This window comes from Citrobacter sp. W9, assembly GCF_026719375.1.
GTDB lineage: Bacteria > Pseudomonadota > Gammaproteobacteria > Enterobacterales > Enterobacteriaceae > Citrobacter > Citrobacter werkmanii.
The window spans coordinates 41,537-64,619 of the sequence record NZ_JAPPTE010000011.1; the positions used below are offsets into that span (position 1 = coordinate 41,537).

General features: G+C 52.0%; 22 protein-coding genes. 16 read left to right on the top strand and 6 right to left on the bottom strand.

The features are described from left to right. Positions 1 to 10 precede the first annotated feature (10 nt). Positions 11 to 895 (bottom strand): LysR family transcriptional regulator, encoded by an 885-nt coding sequence (locus OOJ59_RS16120; protein WP_085048147.1) that lies wholly within the window; start codon positions 893 to 895, stop codon positions 11 to 13. 175 nt (positions 896 to 1,070) lie between these two features. Between OOJ59_RS16120 and OOJ59_RS16125 the strand changes: the two genes are divergently transcribed. From OOJ59_RS16125 to OOJ59_RS16145, 5 genes are all read left to right on the top strand, one after another. Then, the gene (locus OOJ59_RS16125; RefSeq protein ID WP_087856561.1) at positions 1,071 to 2,207 is read left to right on the top strand and encodes an alpha/beta hydrolase; all 1,137 of its coding nucleotides are present in this window, start codon (positions 1,071 to 1,073) and stop codon (positions 2,205 to 2,207) included. A gap of 88 nt (positions 2,208 to 2,295) precedes the next feature. Beyond that, positions 2,296 to 3,489 carry an MFS transporter gene (locus tag OOJ59_RS16130; RefSeq protein ID WP_160956167.1) on the top strand — a complete coding sequence of 398 codons (1,194 nt, stop codon included), beginning with the start codon at positions 2,296 to 2,298 and terminating at the stop codon, positions 3,487 to 3,489. 112 nt (positions 3,490 to 3,601) lie between these two features. Then, positions 3,602 to 3,877 carry a metal/formaldehyde-sensitive transcriptional repressor gene (locus OOJ59_RS16135; protein ID WP_003833178.1) on the top strand — a complete coding sequence of 92 codons (276 nt, stop codon included), beginning with the start codon at positions 3,602 to 3,604 and terminating at the stop codon, positions 3,875 to 3,877. Positions 3,878 to 3,909: 32 nt separating this feature from the next. Continuing rightward, positions 3,910 to 5,028, top strand: coding sequence for an S-(hydroxymethyl)glutathione dehydrogenase/class III alcohol dehydrogenase (locus OOJ59_RS16140; protein ID WP_038640779.1), 1,119 nt, complete (start codon positions 3,910 to 3,912; stop codon positions 5,026 to 5,028). Between the two features lie 169 nt (positions 5,029 to 5,197). Further along, a complete protein-coding gene (locus OOJ59_RS16145) occupies positions 5,198 to 6,886 on the top strand; it encodes a methyl-accepting chemotaxis protein (protein WP_159121777.1) in 1,689 nt (562 codons plus the stop codon). Between the two features lie 39 nt (positions 6,887 to 6,925). Here the strand turns inward: OOJ59_RS16145 and OOJ59_RS16150 are convergent, their stop codons facing one another. After that, entirely contained in the window at positions 6,926 to 7,849 is a 924-nt protein-coding gene (locus OOJ59_RS16150) for a LysR substrate-binding domain-containing protein (protein ID WP_038640774.1), read from the bottom strand. Between the two features lie 229 nt (positions 7,850 to 8,078). Between OOJ59_RS16150 and OOJ59_RS16155 the strand changes: the two genes are divergently transcribed. The 5 genes from OOJ59_RS16155 to rimL all read left to right on the top strand — a co-directional run bounded on the left by OOJ59_RS16155 (position 8,079) and on the right by rimL (position 13,332). Beyond that, complete coding sequence (locus OOJ59_RS16155; RefSeq protein WP_160956169.1) at positions 8,079 to 8,981, top strand: manganese-dependent inorganic pyrophosphatase; 903 nt, start codon at positions 8,079 to 8,081, stop codon at positions 8,979 to 8,981. A 121-nt stretch (positions 8,982 to 9,102) separates the two neighbouring features. Next, a complete protein-coding gene (hglS, locus tag OOJ59_RS16160; protein WP_160956170.1) occupies positions 9,103 to 10,446 on the top strand; it encodes a 2-oxoadipate dioxygenase/decarboxylase HglS in 1,344 nt (447 codons plus the stop codon). A gap of 193 nt (positions 10,447 to 10,639) precedes the next feature. After that, positions 10,640 to 12,295: a glucan biosynthesis protein D gene (locus tag OOJ59_RS16165; protein ID WP_038640767.1), complete on the top strand. Its 1,656-nt coding sequence runs from the start codon at positions 10,640 to 10,642 to the stop codon at positions 12,293 to 12,295. 166 nt (positions 12,296 to 12,461) lie between these two features. Beyond that, positions 12,462 to 12,686 (top strand): YdcH family protein, encoded by a 225-nt coding sequence (locus OOJ59_RS16170; protein WP_038640766.1) that lies wholly within the window; start codon positions 12,462 to 12,464, stop codon positions 12,684 to 12,686. 100 nt (positions 12,687 to 12,786) lie between these two features. Continuing rightward, positions 12,787 to 13,332: a 50S ribosomal protein L7/L12-serine acetyltransferase gene (gene rimL / locus OOJ59_RS16175; RefSeq protein ID WP_085048155.1), complete on the top strand. Its 546-nt coding sequence runs from the start codon at positions 12,787 to 12,789 to the stop codon at positions 13,330 to 13,332. Here the strand turns inward: rimL and ydcK are convergent. After that, a complete protein-coding gene (gene ydcK / locus OOJ59_RS16180; protein WP_160956171.1) occupies positions 13,324 to 14,304 on the bottom strand; it encodes a YdcK family protein in 981 nt (326 codons plus the stop codon). The two genes, rimL and ydcK, sit on opposite strands and share 9 nt — an antisense overlap. A 113-nt stretch (positions 14,305 to 14,417) precedes the next feature. Here ydcK and tehA point away from each other — a divergent pair, with 113 nt between their 5' ends. From tehA to OOJ59_RS16195, 3 genes are all read left to right on the top strand, one after another. Further along, positions 14,418 to 15,419 carry a dicarboxylate transporter/tellurite-resistance protein TehA gene (tehA, locus tag OOJ59_RS16185; RefSeq protein WP_085048156.1) on the top strand — a complete coding sequence of 334 codons (1,002 nt, stop codon included), beginning with the start codon at positions 14,418 to 14,420 and terminating at the stop codon, positions 15,417 to 15,419. Further along, positions 15,419 to 16,015 (top strand): tellurite resistance methyltransferase TehB, encoded by a 597-nt coding sequence (gene tehB / locus OOJ59_RS16190; protein ID WP_160956186.1) that lies wholly within the window; start codon positions 15,419 to 15,421, stop codon positions 16,013 to 16,015. Before tehA ends, tehB begins: the two co-directional genes overlap by 1 nt. A 155-nt stretch (positions 16,016 to 16,170) precedes the next feature. Then, entirely contained in the window at positions 16,171 to 16,845 is a 675-nt protein-coding gene (locus OOJ59_RS16195) for a DUF3313 domain-containing protein (protein WP_038640757.1), read from the top strand. 37 nt (positions 16,846 to 16,882) lie between these two features. Here OOJ59_RS16195 and OOJ59_RS16200 read toward each other — a convergent pair whose 3' ends face one another. Then, positions 16,883 to 17,791 (bottom strand): DMT family transporter, encoded by a 909-nt coding sequence (locus OOJ59_RS16200; RefSeq protein ID WP_085048159.1) that lies wholly within the window; start codon positions 17,789 to 17,791, stop codon positions 16,883 to 16,885. 185 nt (positions 17,792 to 17,976) lie between these two features. On the opposite strand from OOJ59_RS16200, the gene OOJ59_RS16205 reads away from it, so the two are divergent. Continuing rightward, the gene (locus OOJ59_RS16205; RefSeq protein WP_085048160.1) at positions 17,977 to 18,846 is read left to right on the top strand and encodes an AraC family transcriptional regulator; all 870 of its coding nucleotides are present in this window, start codon (positions 17,977 to 17,979) and stop codon (positions 18,844 to 18,846) included. Here OOJ59_RS16205 and OOJ59_RS16210 read toward each other — a convergent pair. Next, positions 18,829 to 19,995: a benzoate/H(+) symporter BenE family transporter gene (locus OOJ59_RS16210; protein WP_160956173.1), complete on the bottom strand. Its 1,167-nt coding sequence runs from the start codon at positions 19,993 to 19,995 to the stop codon at positions 18,829 to 18,831. The two genes, OOJ59_RS16205 and OOJ59_RS16210, sit on opposite strands and share 18 nt — an antisense overlap. A gap of 105 nt (positions 19,996 to 20,100) precedes the next feature. On the opposite strand from OOJ59_RS16210, the gene OOJ59_RS16215 reads away from it, so the two are divergent. Both OOJ59_RS16215 and OOJ59_RS16220 read left to right on the top strand, forming a co-directional pair. Then, entirely contained in the window at positions 20,101 to 20,637 is a 537-nt protein-coding gene (locus tag OOJ59_RS16215) for a helix-turn-helix domain-containing protein (RefSeq protein WP_160956174.1), read from the top strand. Positions 20,638 to 20,716: 79 nt separating this feature from the next. Next, entirely contained in the window at positions 20,717 to 22,678 is a 1,962-nt protein-coding gene (locus tag OOJ59_RS16220) for a peptidase U32 family protein (protein WP_110498016.1), read from the top strand. Here OOJ59_RS16220 and OOJ59_RS16225 read toward each other — a convergent pair. Then, positions 22,675 to 22,905 carry a DUF2554 family protein gene (locus OOJ59_RS16225; protein WP_038640744.1) on the bottom strand — a complete coding sequence of 77 codons (231 nt, stop codon included), beginning with the start codon at positions 22,903 to 22,905 and terminating at the stop codon, positions 22,675 to 22,677. The two genes, OOJ59_RS16220 and OOJ59_RS16225, sit on opposite strands and share 4 nt — an antisense overlap. Positions 22,906 to 23,083 lie beyond the last annotated feature (178 nt).

Here is a 23,083-nt window from a genome sequence, read left to right on the forward strand (position 1 = left end):
ACCTGCTGATTCAAATTTTTAATGTATCGATGACGGCTCGCAAGGCAGGTGACACGTTACGGTGCGGGTAATACAGAAATGAACCATCCAGACGCTGACTGTAACGTTGCAGAACCCGGATAAGCGTGCCTCGTTCTAAATCATCGGCAATCAACTCTTCGGGGACATAACCCAGCCCCAGGCCCAGTCTGGCTGCTTTTGCTTCCATGTAACTGTCAGCAAAGGCCCACTGTCCCTGCGGCCGGTGGGTGATTCTTTTACCACCATCGTTGAGCTCCCAGGCATACAGGCTTCCATCACCAAACTGATATGCGATGCAGGGGTGGATCACTAAATCTGCTGGTGTTTGGGGAAAGCCGTAGCGACGAAAATGCTCCGGCGTGCCAACTACCGCCATCTCCATATCGGGTGAAATGCGCACCGCGACCATGCCACTACCTACTTCTGAACCCAGGCGGACGCCCGCATCAAATCGTTCAGCAATAATATCGACGAACCGACTTTCGCTAATAAGTTCAAGTCGGATATCGGGGTAGCGTTGTTTAAATACCGCCAGCTTCGGCAGGAGTACTTTATCAATGGCGTGCTGGCTGGCATTGATACGTACCGTACCTGAGGGAGTATTACGATAGTACGCCAGAGTGGAAAGTCCTGAATTCAAAGCATCGAACCCCGATTCTACAGTCCGGTAGAGCTGTTCGCCGGCATGCGTCAACGACAATTTACGCGTAGTACGGGCCAGCAACTGAACCCCCAGACGCTGCTCCAGCTCACGCACTGAACGGCTGATGCCTGATTGCGCCAACCCAAGTCGTTGTGCGGCCGCGGTAAAACTGCCTTCCCGCACTACCTGCATAAACAGGTAGAGATCGTTATAGTTTTCCCGTTTTGCCATTCTTCAGTCCTCGCCTGATATGCCGCCATTTATAACAATATGATATTAATTCTAGCATTTTACACCCTCTAATCAGAACGAATACTGCTACCTATAATGAGCGCATTGCAACCAGGCACAGCAATGTTGTCCGTATAAGACCTGTACCCACAACCTATTTTTAGGGGAACAAGTGATGAAAGCTTTCACCAGAAAACTGTCGACCACCCTACCTGCCATGCTGCTATGCGCATCATTAAATGGAGTCACAACGATGAGTTATGCTGATACAACCAACCCAAACGCGCCCGTTTCGATGGTCGAAAAATGGGATAAAACCTTCGCCGAGAGTACGAAAGTCAATCATCGCAAGGTAACTTTTCAGAACCGCTATGGGATCACGTTAGTTGGAGATCTCTATATTCCAAAAGATCGAGGCGAACGCAAACTGGCGGCAATTGCGGTTAGCGGTCCTTTTGGCGCAGTAAAAGAGCAGTCCAGTGGACTGTACGCGCAGACGCTGGCTGAACAGGGTTTTGTGACGCTGGCCTTCGATCCTTCATATACCGGCGAAAGCGGCGGTATTCCACGTAATGTTGCCTCTCCTGATATCAACACCGAGGATTTCAGCGCGGCGGTTGATTTCCTTGGCCTACAAAAAGAAGTGGATCGCAATCGCATCGGCTTACTTGGTATCTGCGGTTGGGGCGGGATGGCGTTAAATGACGCAGCAATGGATACACGTGTTAAGGCCGTTGCGACTAGCGTAATGTATGACATGAGTCGCGCAATGGGCCATGGCGTCGGTGATGGCAAAGACCGGTATACCTCCGCAGACCGCCACGCGGTATTGCAGTATCTGAATGCGCAGCGCTGGAAAGATGCGGAAAAGGGCACATTTGCCCCGGGTGGACATGACATTAATGTTGACGAAAAAGGTAATGTCAGTGCAGGGGATCGTATTCTGCCGGAAACCTTACCTGCAAATCCGCATCCGGTACTGAAAGAGTTTTACGATTATTACCGGATGCCACGTGGTTTCCATGCGCGTTCTGTCAATTCAACAGGCGCATGGAACGCAACAATGCCCCTGTCGTTTATGAATATGCCGCTGCTAAGCTACGCCAATGAAATTACTGTTCCTGTGCTGATCGTAACGGGTGAAAAAGCGCACTCACGTTATTTTGCCGAAGACGCCTTTAAGGCCGTTGGTAGTAAAGATAAAGAGCTGGTGGTCGTTCCGGGGGCTAACCATGTTGATTTATATGACAATGTGGCCGGTAAAATACCATTCAGCAAATTTGAGCAGTTTTTCAAAACCTCCTTAAGATAAATTCCTGGCCGGAAAACTTAACAAAGCTACCTGTTTGGCAGGTGGCTTTGCCCTTGTTTTGCCCCGGCAATATACAGAGAAAATAATAATGTCCACACTGAGCCATAATACCTTGTGTAATAAAACGCACGCACACTGGGGCGGCGTATTTGCCATGACGCTCTGCGTCTTTATTCTTATTGCCTCAGAATTTATGCCGGTCAGTTTATTGACGCCGATTGCCAGAGATTTGCACGTTTCAGAGGGACTGGCTGGTCAGGGAATAGCGATTTCCGGCGTGCTGGCAGTACTAACCAGCCTGACCATTTCACATGTTGCCGGGGATCTGAATCGTAAATATCTTCTGCTGGGGTTGACCGTTTTAATGGCTGTGTCGGCAATAATGATCGGATTAGCTCCCAGTTATCCGCTTTATATGTTGGGAAGAGCCACAATTGGTATTGTCATTGGCGGCTTTTGGTCATTGTCGGCAGCAACGGCAATACGGTTGGTACCGCAGCACCAGGTTCCCCGGGCGCTGGCTATTTTTAATGGCGGGAATGCGCTGGCAACCGTCGTGGCAGCCCCGCTGGGCAGTTACCTGGGGGCAACCGTCGGCTGGCGTGGGGCCTTTTTATGCCTCGTGCCTCTTGCGATAACGGCGTTCATCTGGCAAAGCATCAGTTTGCCCGAAATGAAAAAGGATACAGTGCACAAGACGCGTGGGTCGGTACTTCGTCTGTTTCGTGTCTCCATTGTATCAACCGGTCTGCTGGCCTGCGGACTCTTCTTTATGGGGCAGTTTGCATTATTTACCTACGTCCGTCCGTTTCTGGAGACGGTGACCAGGGTGAATGCTTCTGGTCTATCTTTGATTTTGCTCGCAATTGGCATCGCGGGGTTGGCTGGTACGCTTATAGTGACGACATTCCTGAACGCCAGATTTTATCAAACACTCATGGCTATACCACTACTGATGGCTATCATTGCCGGAATGTTACTCCTGGTCGGGCACTGTGCCTGGGCTGTTACTGGGCTATTAAGCCTGTGGGGAATGCTCGCTACTGCTGCGCCAACGGGGTGGTGGACATGGCTGGCGCGGACGCTGCCCGAGGATGCTGAGGCGGGCGGTGGTCTGATGGTCGCCGTCATCCAGCTTTCGATTGCGCTTGGTTCAACGGCTGGGGGGCTAATGTTCGACCGTCTGGGATGGCAAAGTTCTTTTGGACTCAGCGCTCTACTACTTGTTGGTGCGCTAGCCGTAACGTTTCTTACGTTCCGCCAAATACGCCAGCGTCACTAATACACCATCAGCAAATCTGTATGGATTAAGTGACGGAGAATAAATACCCCTTCAATTTTACAAATATGTAAAAATTCTGATAGTATACCCCCCTATAGTATCTGGAGGGCGTATGCCACATTCACCTGAAGATAAAAAACGTATCCTCACCCGTGTTCGCCGTATTCGCGGTCAGGTTGACGCGCTTGAGCGGGCGCTGGAGTCCGGCGAACCGTGCCTTGCGATCCTGCAACAAATTGCCGCTGTACGCGGCGCATCCAATGGCCTGATGGGCGAAATGGTGGAGATCCACCTGAAAGACGAACTGGTCAGCGGCGAGACAACGCCAGACCAGCGAGCCGTGCGTATGGCTGAAATCGGCCATCTTCTTCGCGCTTATCTAAAATAACACCATCACCTCGCAATAATGGGAAGAGACCAATGAAATCACGTGCAGCAGTTGCATTTGGCCCCGGCCAACCGCTAAAAATTGTCGAAATCGACGTCGCACCGCCAAAGAAAGGTGAAGTTCTGGTTAAAATTACCCACACTGGCGTGTGTCATACTGACGCTTTTACGCTCTCAGGCGACGATCCGGAAGGGGTGTTCCCGGCGGTGCTTGGCCATGAAGGCGGCGGTATTGTGGTTGAAGTGGGTGAAGGCGTCACCAGCCTGAAAGCGGGCGACCATGTCATCCCCCTGTACACGGCAGAATGCGGTGAGTGTAAGTTCTGTAAATCGGGGAAAACCAACCTGTGTCAGGCCGTACGCGCCACCCAGGGCAAGGGGTTGATGCCGGATGGCACGACTCGCTTCTCATATAACGGCGAGCCGATTTATCACTATATGGGCACCAGTACCTTCAGTGAATATACCGTTTGCGCGGAGATCTCACTGGCGAAGGTTAACCCGCAGGCTCCGCTGGACAAAGTGTGCCTGCTGGGCTGTGGCGTCACTACCGGGATCGGGGCAGTACATAACACCGCGAAAGTGAAAGAAGGCGATACCGTGGCCGTATTTGGTCTTGGCGGCATCGGCCTGGCGGTGATTCAGGGCGCGGTGCAGGCGAAAGCCGGACGTATTCTGGCCGTTGATACCAACCCGGAGAAATTCAAACTGGCGGGTGAAATGGGCGCGACGGATTTCATCAACCCGAATGATTACGATAAACCGATTCAGGATGTGATTGTTGAGCTTACTGATGGCGGTGTGGACTTCAGCTTTGAATGTATCGGCAACGTTAACGTAATGCGTGCGGCGCTGGAATGCTGCCATAAAGGGTGGGGCGAGAGCATCATCATCGGCGTGGCAGGCGCTGGACAAGAAATCAAAACGCGTCCGTTCCAACTGGTTACCGGGCGAGTCTGGCGCGGTTCGGCGTTTGGCGGCGTGAAAGGGCGCACTCAACTCCCGGGAATGGTCGAAGAAGCGATGAGCGGAAAAATCCAGTTGGATCCGTTTATCACCCATCGCTTACCGCTGGAGCAGATTAACGAAGCATTCGATTTAATGCATCAGGGTAAGTCCATCCGTACCGTTATCCACTTTGGCGATAACTGATTCATTGGCCAGCGGATTTATCCGCTGGCACTTTCCTGAATTTTTTAGAATTATGTTGTGAAAGTGTGACGAATCCGGCGCTTTTTACGGTAAGTAAACCTCACGGATTGCCGATGACTATCTAACGGGCGTGTTTTCACGCATAAACCCTACAAGAGAGTCGACGGTCATGGACAACACAACATCGATGCAGGCCCAGCATAAACTGGGATTTCTGCATCAAATCCGACTGGTTCCGCTGTTTTCCTCCATTCTCGGTGGCATCCTTCTGTTGTTCGCCTTAAGTTCAGGGCTGGCAAGCTATTTTCTTATGCAGGCCGATCGCGATCAGCGCGACGTGACCGATGAGATTCAGGTCAGGATGGGGTTATCTAACAGCTCTAACCACTTACGCACCGCACGTATCAACATGATCCATGCCGGCGCGGCGAGCCGTATTGCCGAAATGGATGACATGAAGGCCAATATCGCCGAGGCAGAAAAACGGATTAAGCAATCGCAGGACGGCTTCAATGCTTATATGGCGCGTACGGTGAAAACGTCTGCTGATGAAGCATTAGACGCCGAATTAAGCGCCAGCTTCAAAGCCTATACCGACGGTTTACAGCCGATGCTGAAATACGCAAAAAACGGCATGTTTGAAGCGATTATCAACCATGAAAATGAACAGGCCAGACCGCTGGATTCCGCTTACAACAAGGTGCTGCTGAAAGCCATTGAGATTCGTACTGCCAGGGCGAATAACCTCAGCGAGCAGGCGCACCAACGTACGCAACTTGGTATGGCGTTTATGCTCGGCGCATTTGCCCTCGCGTTGGTGCTCACCGTGATGACGTTTATCGTTCTGCGCCGCACCGTTATCCATCCTCTGTTACGTGCAGCCCTGCGCATCGAGCAAATTTCGGCAGGCGACCTGACCATGCCAGAGGAACCGACCGGGCGCAGTGAAATTGGTCGCCTGAGTCGTCATCTGCAAACTATGCAGCATTCGCTGGTGAAAACCGTGGGCACGGTGCGCCAGGGGGCAGAGGAAATTTATCGCGGTACCAGTGAGATTTCTGCAGGGAATACCGATTTGTCCTCACGTACAGAGCAACAGGCCGCGGCGATTGAAGAAACGGCGGCCAGTATGGAAGAGTTAACGGCTACGGTGAAGCAAAACGCTGACAACGCGCACCATGCGAGCAAGCTGGCGGAAGACGCTTCCGGCAAGGCCAGTCGTGGCGGTCAGATGGTTTCTGGCGTGGTGAAAACCATGGGCAATATCTCAGGTAGTTCGAAGAAAATCTCTGAAATCACAGCCGTTATAAACAGTATTGCTTTCCAGACGAATATCCTGGCGTTGAACGCGGCGGTAGAAGCGGCGCGGGCGGGAGAGCAGGGACGCGGGTTTGCCGTGGTCGCCAGTGAGGTACGCACGCTGGCGAGCCGAAGCGCGCAGGCGGCAAAAGAGATTGAGGGGTTGATTAGCGAATCGGTACGACTCATTGACCAGGGATCCGATGAAGTGGTCGCGGCGGGTAATACCATGACGGATATTGTCGATGCGGTAAAACGCGTGACCGATATCATGCTGGAAATTGCGGCGGCCTCTGATGAGCAGAGCCGTGGCATTGTGCAGGTGAGCCAGGCGATTTCGGAGATGGATAAGGTGACACAGCAAAACGCCTCTCTGGTTGAAGAAGCGTCGGCCGCAGCGGCATCGCTGGAAGAACAGGCGGCACGTTTAACTGAAGCCGTCGGTACATTCCGCTTAAATGGGGGAAGCGCAATAAAGCGCGCTGCTGGTACCAAAATATCGGGCCATTCAAGTCTGCAGGCAGCAACGGTCAGTGATGATAACTGGGAAACGTTTTAACACGCTATAAGGGACCAGATGGTCCCTTAATTTTGGGTATCAAAACGGTATGGTTTTGCGTATCGCGCCAATGAGGATTTGCGCGGCAGAGGAAAGCTGCACGTCTACACGGGTAAGAATGCCAATAGGTTCACCCGCCCCGTGGGTGGGAATCGGCAATGATACCAACGTCGCCTGACGTAAATCTTCCCGGACCGCGCCTGACGGCACAAACCATACATAGTCGTAGTCAACCGTCAGCTGGCGGGAAAGCGATGCTGACAGCGTTTCGATGCAGCCCGGCGGCATTTTGCAACCCTGGCTTTGCAGCAGCGTCTCCGCGTGCTGACGAGGAGCGGTTCCTTTTGGTGACACCACAACGGGCCATTCCATCACCCGACTCAGCGTGATGGTTTCCTGCAACAACGGGTGGTTAGGCCGCACTACCAGTTTGAGCGACTCAAGAAACAACAGCTCGTAATTCAGACCGACCATTAATTCCGGATCGGCCATCCGACCGATACCGAGATCGATTTCTCCCGATTTTAAACCGGCCAGAATCATGGGATTACTCATGGTGGCAACTTGCAGCGTCGTCTCCATTTGCTGCTTATGGAACGGACCGATTACCGCCGGAAGAATACCCAGCGCAGCGGTGGGTAAGGCCCCAATCCGTACGACGTCCGTCTGCGACTCTTCGCGCTGGTTTAACGCCTGTCCGGCAGTATTGAGCGCGTCCAGTACTCTCACCGCATGGGTAAGAAACTGCTCGCCGGGCAATGTTAACTGCGCGCCAAGGCGACCGCGTTCAAAGAGCCGGGTACCGGTCAGTTGCTCCAGTTCATTCAGTGTTTTGGAGAGGGCCGGCTGGCTCAGATTAAGGGTTTCAGCCGCGCGCCCCAACGTTCCCTGTTGTGCAACGGCGACAAAAGTATGCAGGTGGCGCAAGCGAATGCGCTGATTGAACAGAACATTTTTTTCCATAAGCGATGTTAAAAACAGAGCCGTGTCGGTGACAAGTGAAGTTGTTCGTTTTTGATAACTTGATAGCAAAATATTATTAACATTTATCATGTTTTACTTACAACTTATTTATTTTGCTCATGTTTTGTACAGCCAGGCAGGGGGGTGGGATCATGGAAGGGAATGCACCCAGTCGTTATACTTTGAATATTGTTTGCTTTTGCACCCTTTCTCTCAAAGGCACTGATTAATGATACATGTAGTAGGACACCTTAATCCCGATAGCGATGCTATTTGCACTGCCGCAATGACGGCGCGTTGGCTTACCTTACGCGGTCAGCAGGCCACAGCATGGCGTCTGGGTGAACCTAACCGCGAAACGCAGTTTATCTTTGCGCAAGCGGGGCTGGCACTTCCTGAACGGCTGACGTTTGAGTTGACCGATCGTGACGTCTGGTTGGTTGATTTCACCGAACCTGCCCAGGGGCCGCAATCGCTGGCAGACAGTAACGTCGTGGGGATTATCGATCACCACCGGCTCGGTGGATTAGTCACCCGTCTGCCGCCAGAAGTGTGGGTGAAGCCTGTCGGCAGTAGCGCGACGCTGTTATGGCAACTGATGTCGGAAGATGAGCGTAGCCAGTTATCTCTCGCGGAGGCCGTTTTGTTGCTGGGTGCCGTGCTGAGTGACACTGTCACGCTTCGTTCACCCACGACCACCGCTGATGATCGTTTGGCGGTCGATGCGCTGGTTCAAAAGGCCGGTGTAGACCTGGACGCCTTCAGTCGCGACCTGCTGTCTGCCAAAACGAGCGTGGACGGGATGAGCGCCCGCGAACTCCTGCAGAAAGACATTAAAACCTTCACTATCCATGGGCATCAGGTCTGTGTGGCGCAGCTTGAACTGTACGCGCTGCAGCAGGTTGATACAGTGCTGGATGAATTACGCCTGGAAATGACGCGCTATGCGCAGGAAAAGAATGCCGCGCTGGTTGTGCTCATGCTCACCGATATTAATCTGGGCGACACCAGTCTGTGGTTTGCCGGTTCTGAGCTTTCTGACATCCCGCAGCCCTGCAAGGTGGAAGGTATGCTCAGCCGTAAAAAACAGATGCTCCCCTGGCTGGAAAGACATTTAAAACCACGCCAGTAGGTTCTGTTCGCCGTCTGTATGGGGTGGGAAACTTACGCGGGGTCACACTTTGTAAATTCTTCCCACCGGACTTTGCAGCGTTCTCTACACTCCAGGTAATATTCACTGGAGGCATGACATTATGGCGAACACCATCACGGCAGATGAGATTCGGGAACAATTTTCGCAGGCAATGTCAGCAATGTACCAGCAGGAAGTCCCGCAGTATGGCACGTTGCTGGAACTTGTCGCTGATGTGAATCTGGCGGTACTGGAAAATAATCCGACGCTGCATGAAAAACTGGCTAATGCGGATGAACTGGCCCGGCTAAACGTTGAGCGCCACGGCGCCATCCGGGTGGGCACTGCGCAGGAGCTTGCTACGCTGCGCCGGATGTTTGCCATTATGGGCATGTATCCGGTGAGTTACTACGACCTCTCTCAGGCCGGCGTCCCTGTACATTCCACGGCTTTTCGGCCCATCGACGCTGCATCGCTTTCGCGCAACCCTTTTCGGGTATTCACCTCGTTATTACGGCTCGAATTAATCGAGAACGTAGCGCTGCGGCAAAAGGCTGCGGAGATCCTTGCAAAACGCGACATTTTCACTCGTCGTTGTCATGAACTGCTGGATGAGTTTGATGCGCAGGGCAGTTTTACGCCTGAGCAGGCGCAGGAGTTTGTCCATGAAGCACTGGAAACCTTCCGCTGGCATCAGCACGCCACGGTAGATGAAGCGACCTATCACGCATTACACAACGAACACCGGCTGATTGCCGATGTGGTGTGTTTCCCTGGTTGTCACATCAACCATCTGACGCCGCGCACGCTGGATATTGACCGGGTACAGTCCATGATGCCGGAATGCGGCATAGAGCCGAAAATATTGATTGAAGGGCCGCCGCGCCGCGAGGTGCCGATTTTATTACGTCAGACCAGTTTCAAAGCGCTGGAAGAACCGGTGCTGTTTGCCGGTGAAATGCGCGGCACTCACACGGCGCGTTTTGGCGAGATTGAACAGCGCGGCGTAGCGCTCACACCGAAAGGCAGAGCCTTGTATGACGAACTGTTGAATAAAGCGGGAACGGGAAAAGACAATCTGACGCACCAGCTGCATCTTCAGGAGGTATTCAAGGCATTCCCGGATAGCGAGTTTCTGCTGCGCCAACAGGGACTTGCCTGGTTTCGTTATCGACTGACGCCATCAGGTGAAGCGCATCGCCAGGCCATTCGCCCGGATGACGATCCGCAACCGCTCATTGAGCGCGGCTGGCTGGTTGCGCAACCTATCACCTACGAAGATTTCTTACCGGTTAGCGCAGCGGGGATTTTCCAGTCAAATCTGGGTAATGAAACTCAGGCTCGCAGCCATGGAAATTCCAGTCGCGAAGCGTTTGAAGAGGCACTGGGTTGCAAGGTATATGACGAATTTATGCTGTATCAGGAGGCTGAAGAGCGAAGTAAACGGCGGTGTGGTTTACTTTAACAGAATTTACACGGGATTCAGTCTGTTCCCATCGACATAAAATATTTTCGATTTTGTACAGATAATCGGCGACCAACAATTGGATTATTAATGAATTTTGTCTAGAGTGAGCGGTCAGAAATGTGCACTCTCTTGCCGCAGATTTTGACCGGCGCGGGACCATTTACACGACCAGAAGGACTCACTTTCAGGCATGAATCGCAGACGATTTATTAAAGGTTCAATGGCAATGGCCGCCGTGTGCGGAACCAGTGGTATTGCATCACTCTTTTCCCGCGCCGCCTTTGCGGCAGAGTCTGACATTGCAGACGGAAAAACCGTACGTTTTGATTTTTCCGTTCTGCAATCGATGGCCCACGACTTAGCACAGAAACCCTGGGGCGGGGAGCCGCGTGCGTTACCCGACACGCTGGCGAAATTGACGCCGCAGGCCTACAACAGCATTCAATATGACGCAGAGCAGTCTCTGTGGAACAATGTTGAAAATCGTCAGCTTGATGCGCAGTTCTTCCATGTGGGAATGGGATTCCGCCGCCGGGTTCGCATGTTCTCGGTCGATGACAGTACGCATATGGCGCGTGAAATCCACTTCCGTCCGGAGTTGTTTAAATACAACGACGCGGGTGTGGATACCAAACAACTGGAAGGGCAAACTGACCTCGGGTTCGCGGGTTTCCGCGTATTTAAAGCGCCAGAACTGGCTCGTCGTGATGTGGTTTCTTTCCTCGGCGCCAGCTACTTCCGCGCAGTGGATGACACCTACCAGTACGGTTTATCGGCGCGTGGTCTGGCGGTAGATACCTATACCGACAGCAAAGAAGAGTTTCCTGATTTCACCGCTTTCTGGTTCGAAACGGTTAAACCGGGCGCGACCTCCTTTACCGTGTATGCGCTACTCGATAGCCCAAGCGTAACAGGTGCCTTTAAGTTCGTGATCCACTGCGAGAAAACGCAGGTGATCATGGATGTACAAAACCATATCTACGCGCGTAAAGACATCAAGCAGCTCGGCATTGCGCCGATGACCAGCATGTTCAGCTGTGGCAACAATGAACGCCGGATGTGCGACACCATTCACCCGCAGATTCATGACTCCGATCGTCTGGCGATGTGGCGGGGCAACGGCGAGTGGATCTGCCGTCCGCTGAATAACCCGCAAAAACTGCAGTTCAATGCCTATACCGATAACAACCCGAAAGGGTTTGGTTTACTGCAGCTCGATCGCGACTTCTCTCATTACCAGGACATCATGGGCTGGTATAACAAGCGTCCGAGCCTGTGGGTCGAACCGCGTAACCAGTGGGGCAAGGGGACCATCGGCCTGATGGAGATCCCGACGACTGGCGAAACGCTGGATAACGTCGTCTGCTTCTGGCAGCCGGAGAAGTCGATTAAAGCCGGCGATGAGCTGGAATTTAAATATCGTCTGTACTGGAGCGCGCAGCCGCCGGTACGTTCGCCGTTGGCTCGCGTGATGGCGACCCGTACAGGCATGGGCGGCTTCCCGGAAGGATGGGCGCCGGGCGAGCACTACCCGGAGAAATGGGCGCGTCGTTTTGCCGTTGACTTCGTCGGTGGCGATCTGAAAGCCGCTGCGCCGAAAGGCATTGAGCCGGTGATAACGCTCTCCAGCGGTGAAGCAAAACAAATTGAGATCCTCTACGTGGAGCCTATCGACGGCTACCGTATCCAGTTTGACTGGTATCCGACGTCTGACTCAACCGACCCGGTAGATATGCGTATGTTCCTGCGTTGCCAGGGCGACGCCATCAGCGAAACCTGGCTGTATCAGTACTTCCCGCCAGCGCCGGATAAACGTCAGTACGTTGACGACCGTGAGATGCGTTAATCACTCCTTTTACGGCTCTCCTGAGGGGGAGCCGTATCTGCAATCTTTCTGAAAATAGTCTGTACGCTATTTACTCGATCCTGTTCGCATTTTTCTGTATGGGAAATGGGTACTCTGGAGCTGTGTATTTCTTATACACGTTCTTGTCCACTAACAGGGAGAAAGTATGTTTCCAGAATACAGAGACCTTATTTCCCGACTGAAAACCGAGAACCCTCGCTTTCTGTCCTTATTCGAAAAACACAACAGCCTTGATCATGAGATCTCCAGACTGGAAGGTGCGGATGGTCGGGGGTATAGTTTGGACATTGTTCGCCTTAAGAAACAGAAACTCCACCTGAAGGAAGATCTGCTCAAAATTTTGCAAAAAGAGAGTGTCGGTGAGAGCTAAGTAAAACAGCGCTTGCTGTGTAAAAGGGCTTCCAAAAGGGAAGCCCTTCCTGTTTTATGATGAGCAGAATTAGCTGCTTAACGATCGTAACGGAAAGAAAATGCCAGAAGTGATAACCATTAATGATTCGCTGGAACTGCGTGCCGTCGAAGAACAACACGTCACCCCTCTGCATCAGTTGGTGCTGAAAAATAAAACCTGGCTCCAGCAGTCGCTGAACTGGCCGCAGTTTGTCGAATCCGAGGACGACACGCGCAAAAACGTGCAGGGAAATATGATGTTGCACCAGCGCGGCTACGCCAAAATGTTCCTGATTTTTGCACAACAGAATCTGGTGGGTGTCATCGCGTTTAACCAGATAGAGCCGCTGAACAAAGCGGCCTATATTGGCTACTGGCTGGATGAAGCTCACCAGGGTAAGGGCATTATGTCCCGGGCGCTACAGGCATTGATTCATCATTATGCGCAGCGCCAGGAAATTCGCCGCTTTGTGATTAAATGCCGCGTAGAAAACGTTGAGAGCAACCGGGTGGCATTGCGCAATGGCTTCCAACTGGAAGGATGTTTACGACAAGCGGAGTTCCTCAATGGCGATTACTATGATGTGAATCTCTATGCCCGCATCATTGATGGTCCCTCAGAATAAGCCTGCGATAGGTGTGCGCGTAATGCGCTGCTCACCATTGATCACCTTCGGCCCGCGCAGATGAATAGCATCGCCATCAAATGCTTCAATGTGCGCCTGGCCGGTTATCTCAATGTGATTCTCGACCAACACTTCTCCAAGAACGCAGGCGTGACCTTCAACCAGGATGTGATCGTCAAGCTGGATTGGTCCGCCGCGTAATGTAGCATGTCCCCCGACCAACACATGGTGCTTCAGCACGCAATTACCCTCGACTACCGCGTGTTCTGCCACCTGTGAGCTGTAGCGCAGGGTAGGAATAGCATCTTCATCGGTTCCGGCGATGACGCGCGCATGCCCGTAGACTTTGGCGCAATCGCAAATCCAGACATTATTCTCTTCATTACCTTCCACCTGGGCAAAATCAAAAACTTCCGCCCGATGTTCAATAAAGGCGTAGTTGATTTTTGCATCGCCATAGATCTGCGCCTGATGCACTACGCGTGAGTTGCTGATGGTCGCCCGATCGTAAATCTGCAGCAACTGGTCGTTTTCAACAGTGAGTCCCCTGGCGGCAATGATTTCGGATCCACATACAACGCGTGCATTACCCCAGAGAAGGCACTCGCCGTGAATAACCGAATCCTGTATCGTGACGTTGTCACGTATTTGTGCGTGATGGCTGATTTCAGCCCGGTCAATCCACACGGCATCGCCTATTTGCGCGCCATCTCTGACGACGCTTGCCTGAGTAACCCGGGCGTTTCCGGTTATCGATGCGCCGGAAAATGCGAGCGCATTTTCATCGTAAATCCAGCAATCACCGCTTTGCGACAAGACGCTTTCGTCATCAATCCAGCCGCCAGGCGTACCGGCGGTAACATCATTAAAATCAATGAGCGCAATGATTTGGCGTAGTAATACGCTTTTTTTATTGCCATTATCCTGGTAACTAAAGGAGCGAAGCTCATCGCTGAGTCGATATTTGGTCATTGCTCATTTCCATGTTGCGCACCTTAGTTAAACGTAGCAAAGTTTTCCGCACTGGCTAAACCCGCTGAAATTCCATAAAATGCATTTCAAATATACTTTAAAAAATAAACAAAATGAGTAAGAGCAAACAGAGTGAACGGGTCCTCAATCTTCCGGCCGGTTATTTTGGCATGGTACTGGGGACAATCGGGATGGGATTCGCCTGGCGCTATGCCAGCCAGATTTGGCCGGTGAGCCACTGGATTGGCGACGGTTTAGTGATTCTCGCCATGGCCATTTGGGGGCTGCTGACGCTGGCTTTTATGTATCGCTTGCTGCACTTCCCGCACAGCGTACTGGCTGAAATTCGTCACCCGGTGATGAGTAGCTTTGTCAGTCTGTTTCCGGCCACAACCATGCTGGTAGCAATTGGTTTTGTTCCCTGGTATCGACCGCTGGCGATCGGGTTATTCAGCATTGGCGTGGTGATACAGCTGGCGTACGCGGCCTGGCAAACAGCAGGATTATGGCGTGGAGCGCATCCAGAGGAAGCCACCACGCCGGGTCTGTATCTGCCGACCGTCGCCAATAACTTTATCAGCGCAATGGCCTGTGGTGCGCTTGGTTTCAATGATGCCGGAATGGTGTTTTTGGGGGCAGGCGTATTTTCCTGGCTCAGCCTGGAACCGGTGATCCTGCAACGTTTACGTAGCTGCGGGGAACTGCCAGCGGTCTTACGGACTTCGCTTGGCATTCAACTGGCGCCCGCGCTGGTCGCTTGCAGCGCCTGGCTTAGCGTCAACGGCGGTGAGGGGGATACGTTAGCCAAAATGCTGTTCGGCTATGGTCTGCTGCAACTTCTGTTTATGCTACGTCTCATGCCATGGTACCTGTCGCAACCATTTAATGCCTCGTTCTGGAGCTTCTCGTTTGGCGTGTCGGCCCTGGCGACGACGGGCCTGCATCTGGGACACGGCAGCGAATCAGGATTTTTTCATACGCTGTCTATCCCTCTGTTTATTTTTACCAATTTTATCATTGCATTATTACTGATACGTACGCTTGCTTTGCTGCTGCAGGGAAAGCTGCTTATCCGCACAGAACGTGCTGCACTACTGAAATCTGAGGATAAATGATGACTCATTGCGACGAAAACTACTTTACTGAGAAATACGATTTAACCCGTACGCATTCCGATGTTGTTGAAGCGGCAAAAGTGGTCGCGCCAGGTAAAACATTAGATCTGGGCTGCGGTAATGGTCGTAACAGCCTGTACCTTGCGGCAAACGGCTATGACGTTACCGCATGGGATAAAAACCCCATGAGCATAGCGAACCTTGAGCGCATTAAAGCGGCGGAAGGACTGACCAACCTGCATGCGCAAGTCGCGGATCTTAACGCCTTACGCTTTGATGGCGAATATGATTTTATTCTTTCTACCGTTGTGCTGATGTTCCTTGAGGCTAAAACTATCCCGGGACTGATAGATAATATGCAGCGCTGCACGAAGCCAGGCGGATATAATTTAATCGTTGCGGCAATGGACACTGATGATTTCCCGTGCACTGTTGGTTTTCCGTTTGCGTTTAAAACGGGTGAATTACGCAACTATTACAGCGGGTGGGATCTGCTGAAATACAACGAAGACGTGGGTGAACTTCATCGTACGGATGAAAATGGTAATCGCATTAAACTGCGCTTTGCCACTATGCTGGCACGCAAAACTGTCTGAAGCTCCTGTCTGGGTTAACTCTCTCTGCGTTCAGCATTTTTTATGTTGAGCGCAAAGATAAAATTGTGCGGTCCTTACCATTTTTAGTGCATCCAAAATGAATCTGTTTTGCTATTCTTTTTAGGCATCATTGCGAAAACTAAAGGGATCGTTTCATGCGTACTCATACTTTATTTAAAGTTGCAGTGCTTACTGGCTTGTTGGCATTATCCGGCTGTGCGTCAAAAGTGACCGAACCGGATAAATATTCTGGGTTTTTAAAAAATTACTCTGATCTGAAGGAAACAAAATCGGCAACCGGACAAACGGTACTCCGTTGGGTTGATCCGAACTACAACGAATCCAAATATGACAACATTGTATATAACCCGGTAACGTATTATCCGGTTCCTAAACCTACTACGCAGGTAGGGCAGAAGGTTCTTGATCAGCTACTAACCTATACCAATACACAGTTGAAATCCGCAATCAGTAAACGTAAACCCCTGGTGACTACCCCTGGGCCACGTAGCCTGATTTTCCGCGGGGCAATTACCGGTGTAGCGACCAGTAAAGAAGGGCTGCAGTTCTACGAAGTGATCCCGGTTGCGCTGCTGGTTGCGGGAACGCAAATGGCAACGGGTCACCGTACCATGGATACCAACCTCTACTTTGAGGGTGAGTTGATTGATGCGGCGACCAATAAACCGGTTGTTAAGGTTGTACGTAAGGGTGAAGGTAAAGATCTGAACAACGAAAGCACGCCGATGGCGTTCGAAACGTTGAAGAAAGTTGTTGATGACATGGCGACTGATGCTTCCATGTTTGACGTGAACAAAAAAACACAATAATAATGATGAACGCACCATCTAAGGATGGTGCGTTTTTTTATGCCGTCCGGCGACGATATACGAGCTTACCCATCAGCGCTTCTGGTCGGGCAAACATCACCAGATTCCCCAGCAAAATCAATACTAATCCCACAATCGCATTTACCTGCCAGATATACCCTTCATACAATGTTGATAGCGTTAGTGCGACCAGAGGAAAAAGCAGCGTACTGTATGCGGCCTTACTGGGACCAATGCGACCGACCAGTGTGAAATAGGCGCCAAAGGCAATCACCGAACCAAAAATAGCCAGGTACAGCAGTGCGCTAAGATAGCTGAAAGTCCACTGCGGAGTGAAGTCATCGCCACGCACCAGCGCAATAGCGGCGATCAGCAATGTACCGTACAACATGGCCCAGCTATTGGTGGTCAATACTTCCAGCCCTTTTTTCTGATGGCGCAGACTTATCATGTTGCCCAATGAAAAACCAAAGGTTCCCAGAGCGCTTAAGCCGATGCCCAGCAGAAGTGAATGGTTGAAGCCACTGTTGAGCAAGTCCTGCCAGAACAGGGTGACAATGCCGGTCAGACCGAGACCGGCGGCAATATAAAAGCGCATCGGCGGTTTTTGACCGAAAAACAGAAAGCTATTGACCGCATTGAACAGGACGGCCATCGAGAAAATCACCGATTCAAGGCCCGTGTTAATCCACGCCGCAGCCGTATAAAAACACCAAAAGTTAAAGCAAAAAACGCATCCGCCTTGTAACAGACAAAACAGATGGTCACGACCAGATAGTTTGCGTAATTTACCGCTAACCAGCAGGATTATTATCATTACCGAGCTGGCAACGGCAAAGCGCCAAAAGATAGAAACCGGCGCTGAAACCGGTCCTTGTTGCAGATAAATGGCAATCCATGTCGTCCCCCAAATCACCACCACCAGGCAGTACAATAGTGCGTTCATACAACTCTCTCTTTTTGATCTTCAGGCGCACACTGTGTCACGTTGGGTAGCAGGGGGCTTTCATCAGATTGCGGTGGACTTGCAAAATCTTGCGCTTTTTTTCGCGCAAATGTGAAAAGGAAGCTGTTAACAATATGTAGCTGATATAGACTGAAAGCCTGCTAACTTATTTTGAATGTGATGGTATGTCTCAGCCCTACGGTGCCTTTGAAAACTTACGCAAACACAATGCCGTGCTGCACGAGTCGGTTGCGTTACATTCAGGGATCCAACTGGCGGCCTGGTCAAATAAGCGTGATACCATTACCCAGTATTGCGATCACCATACCCTCAGCTTATACATCGCCGATGGTTACGAGAGTTACCACAAGACGGCCGGCGGCTGGAAGAATGGCGGTGGGCCGGACCGTTTTTGCCTGATGCCGAAAGAGAGCGAATCCAGTTGGGATATCCGCGACGATCTTTCCTTTGTTCATCTCTATTGTACGGACGGCCATTTGCGCGAAGTGGGTGAAAAAGTCTGGGACAAAAGCCCTTATAGCTTCACGCTGGATGAGCATACGTTTGGCAGCGATCCGGGGATAACAGCGGTTTATCGTCAGTTTTTACTCGGGAATGACTGGCAACAACCGGCCAACCATCTCACGCTCAGCGCCGCGTCTTCGCTACTGCTCACGCATCTGATCCAGCATTACAGCAACGTCCAATGGCAGTTGCCCGTTGTCACCGGGGGACTTGCGCCTGCCACATTGCGCAATGTGCTGGCCTACATAGAAGCGCATCTGGCGTACCCCATTACCCTGAGCGATTTGGCAAGTGAGGCGGCGCTGAGTGAGTTCCATTTTGCCAGAATGTTTCGCCAGTCAATGAATATGGCGCCGCATCAGTACGTTATGCAACGACGTATGGTATTAGCCCAGCATCTGGTCTGTCATTCTTCCCGCAGTTTGTCGGATATTGCGATGGCTTGCGGGTTCAGTTCAGCGAGCCATTTCAGCAACCGGTTTAAGCAGGTGACGGGTAAAACGCCAACGCAGTTACGTGCGGCGAAATAAAGCAAACACCGCGTAGCACACACCTCCGGCGATCAGCCCCCAAAATGCAGACCCAACCCCCCATAGCGTTAGGCCACTGGCAGTGACCAGAAAAGTAATGATAGCCGCATCACGCTCGGATTCATGATGTAATGCCTGGTATAAGCTGCCGCTAATCGTGCCAAGCAGCGCCAGGCCCGCCAGCATTTGGATCCAGCTTACGGGCAAGGCCGCCATCAGTCCGGTGACCGAACCACCAAAAACCCCTGCCAAAAGATAGAAGACACCCGCCGCCGCCGCGGCAAGCCAACGTCGCTTTGCATCAGGATGCGCTTCGGGACTTTGGCAAATTGCCGCGGTTATGGCGGCAATGCAAATGGAATAGACGCCAAAAGGGGAAAACAGCAGCGCCAGCAGACCGGTAAAGACAATCAACGGTGAAACGGGTAACGCATAGCCTGACGCCTTCATGGTGGCGATACCAGGAGCATTTTGTGAGGCCATGGTGACCAGAAACAGCGGCAGTGCGATGCTAATGCTGTGGGCAAATGAAAAATGCGGGGCGATAAACTCAGGTAACACTGGAGATAAACTTACCTCATTAGTGACAATGTCACCTTTTATCAGCGCGATGATTATACCTATCAGCATCGCGGCGATTGTCGCATACCGTGGGGCAATGACTTTAAATGCTAACCATGCCACCAGTATGCTACCGCATAAGATAAGCTCACTGTTAAGGCTACTGAACGCCTGCAGGCCAAAGCGTAGCAGGATCCCGGCCAGCATGGCTGACGCCAGCGAGTGGGGGATTATTTTCATCAGTCGGGCAAAGAGTCCGGTTACGCCGCACAGCACAATTAAGGCGTTAGCCACGATGAAAATACCGATCGCGTCCTGAATCGTTACCCCTTGCAGGCCCGTAACCAGCAGTGCGGCGCCGGGCGTTGACCATGCAGTGAGAACAGGGGCGCGATACCATAATGTCAGCGCCAGCGTACTAACGCCCATCGCTATTCCCAGCGCGGTCATCCAACCCGCAATTTGCCCTGTCGTCGCACCTGCGGCCAGCGCCGCTTGCCAGATAATGGCTGCCGAACTGGCATAACCGACCAGCACCGCGACAAAACCTGATAGCACGGTAGGCAGAGGGATTGAAAATGTGCGCATAGCAACTCCGTGTGCGTTATAACGGTCAGCCACTGTAGCACTGTGCGTTATAGCGTACAAGTGCTAAGCTGTAGCCTTGAGAAGGAAGGGCGAAGGAGGAGAAACATGGATAACTTAACTCACTATCTGGCGACGACGCTCAGAACGCTGCGCCACCAGCGGGAATGGAGCCTCTCGCGTCTGGCGGAGGAAACCGGCGTGTCAAAAGCGATGCTGGGGCAGATTGAGCGCAATGAATCCAGCCCTACAGTGGCGACATTGTGGAAAATCGCCACCGGGCTGAATGTCCCATTTTCGACGTTTATTTCACCACCTGAGTCAGACGGCACGCCGTCTTTCGATCCCCAACACCAGGCGATGGTCGTCACGCCGCTGTTCCCATGGGATCCTCAGTTGTGTTTCGATCACTTTTCGATACTGCTGGCGCCCGGCGCGCTTAGTGAATCCACGCCACACGAAAGCGGTGTTATAGAGCACGTAGTGGTGATTAGTGGACTGCTGGATATGTGCATTGATGGTCTATGGCGTACCATTAAAGCCGGTGAAGGTGTCCGTTTTGCCGGCGATACGGCCCATAGTTACCGTAACAGCGGTGAACAAACGGTTCACTTTCATTCGCTGATCCATTACCCGCACAGTTGATCGGGAAAACTATTCCGAAATGCCGCGCTTGTGACTACAATAGCCGCCATTTTTACCGCTTGTGGATGGTAACAACTGTATGCGCCAGCAACCTCATCACCTTGAATTGTTAAGCCCGGCTCGGGATACCGCCATTGCGCGCGAAGCCATTCTGCACGGCGCAGACGCCGTTTACATTGGCGGACCGGGATTTGGCGCGCGTCATAACGCCAGCAACAGCCTGAAAGATATCGCCGAACTGGTGCCATTCGCTCATCGCTTCGGGGCGAAAATCTTTGTGACGCTGAATACGATTTTGCACGATGATGAACTGGAGCCCGCACAGCGATTAATTACCGATCTGTACCAGACCGGTGTTGATGCTCTGATTGTGCAGGATATGGGGATTCTGGAGCTGGATATTCCCCCCATTGAGCTGCATGCCAGCACGCAGTGTGATATTCGCAGCGTCGAGAAGGCGAAGTTTCTGTCTGATGTCGGATTTACCCAGATTGTCCTGGCGCGGGAACTGAGCCTTGAGCAAATTAACGCCATCCACCAGGCCACGGACGCGACCATTGAATTTTTCATTCACGGTGCGTTGTGCGTTGCCTATTCAGGTCAGTGTTATATTTCACATGCGCAAACCGGACGTAGCGCTAACCGCGGCGACTGTTCCCAGGCTTGCCGTCTGCCGTATACCCTGAAAGACGATCAGGGGCGCGTGGTGTCCTATGAAAAACACCTGCTGTCGATGAAAGATAACGATCAGACCGCCAACCTGGGCGCGTTGATTGATGCAGGCGTGCGCTCTTTCAAAATCGAAGGGCGCTACAAAGACATGAGCTATGTGAAGAATATTACCGCGCATTATCGTCAGATGCTCGACGCCATCATTGAAGAGCGCGGCGACCTTGCCCGTTCATCAGCCGGACGCACCGAACATTTCTTTACCCCCTCCACGGAAAAAACCTTCCATCGCGGTAGCACCGATTATTTTGTCAATGCGCGTAAGGGCGATATCGGCGCGTTTGACTCGCCAAAATTCATTGGTCTGCCGGTTGGTGAAGTCCTGAAGGTCGCGAAAGATCATCTGGATGTTGAGGTCACCGAGCCGCTGGCGAACGGCGATGGTCTGAACGTGTTAATCAAGCGTGAGGTGGTTGGTTTCCGTGCCAATACCGTTGAAAAAACGGGGCACAATCGATATCGGGTGTGGCCGAATGAAATGCCAGCCGATTTGCACAAAGTGCGTGCGCATCATCCGCTGAACCGTAATCTCGATCATAACTGGCAGCAGGCGTTAACCAAAACCTCCAGCGAACGTCGTATCGCGGTTGATATTGAACTGGGCGGCTGGCAGGAGCAGTTGATCCTGACGCTCACCAGTGAAGAGGGGGTGAGCATCACGCATACGCTGGACGGCCACTTTGACGAAGCGAACAATGCAGAAAAAGCGTTAAGCAACCTGCAGGATGGCCTGGCCAAACTTGGACAAACGCTTTATTACGCCCGCGATATTCAGGTTAATCTCCCGGGGGCGCTGTTTGTGCCAAACGGTCAACTCAATCAACTGCGACGTGAAGCTGTCGACATGCTGGATGCGGCGCGTTTGCAAAACTATCAGCGCGGCAGTCGCAAACCGGTGTCACAGCCGGCGCCGGTGTATCCACAAACGCATCTGAGCTTCCTGGCAAACGTCTACAACCATAAAGCGCGTGAGTTTTATCACCGCTATGGCGTTCAGTTGATTGATGCGGCCTATGAAGCGCATGAAGAAAAGGGCGATGTGCCGGTGATGATCACCAAACATTGTCTGCGTTTTGCGTTTAACCTGTGTCCGAAACAGGCGAAAGGAAACATCAAGAGCTGGAAAGCGACACCGATGCAGTTGGTAAACGGCGATGAAGTTCTGACGCTGAAATTTGATTGCCGACCGTGCGAAATGCATGTAATCGGCAAGATGAAACATCATATTCTGAAAATGCCGTTGCCGGGCAGCATCGTCGCTTCCGTCAGTCCCGAAGAACTGATGAAAACATTGCCAAAGCGTAAACCTTAACCCTGATGAGTATCGGGTTTGCGTGATTTTTGCCAGTAATGATGTTCGCGAAGATCGGCGGCGGATTCTTCCGCCGTCACGCGCAGTTCATCGCTGTCGGCGGTGTGCCGTAATACGTGATCGGCATCCTGCACCTGAAGATACTCATGTCCCTGATTGGTTGCGAGAAGTTGACCCGAAAAAAGCGCGCTGGCCAGCAATAACACCGTTAACCCTTTCTTAAACATCGTGAACCCTCTGGTACGTTAGCAGCGGAAGTGGCGATAATTTCGCCATGTGACTATTCAATATTTTAATCGGGGAAATGGCAATCTCTGTTTTGCCAATGAGATGTTTTTTGCATTTTTGTTTGGCCAACGTTGGGATTTGTTACAACCGGGTAGTATTGCGCTGCCCGGTTGTTTT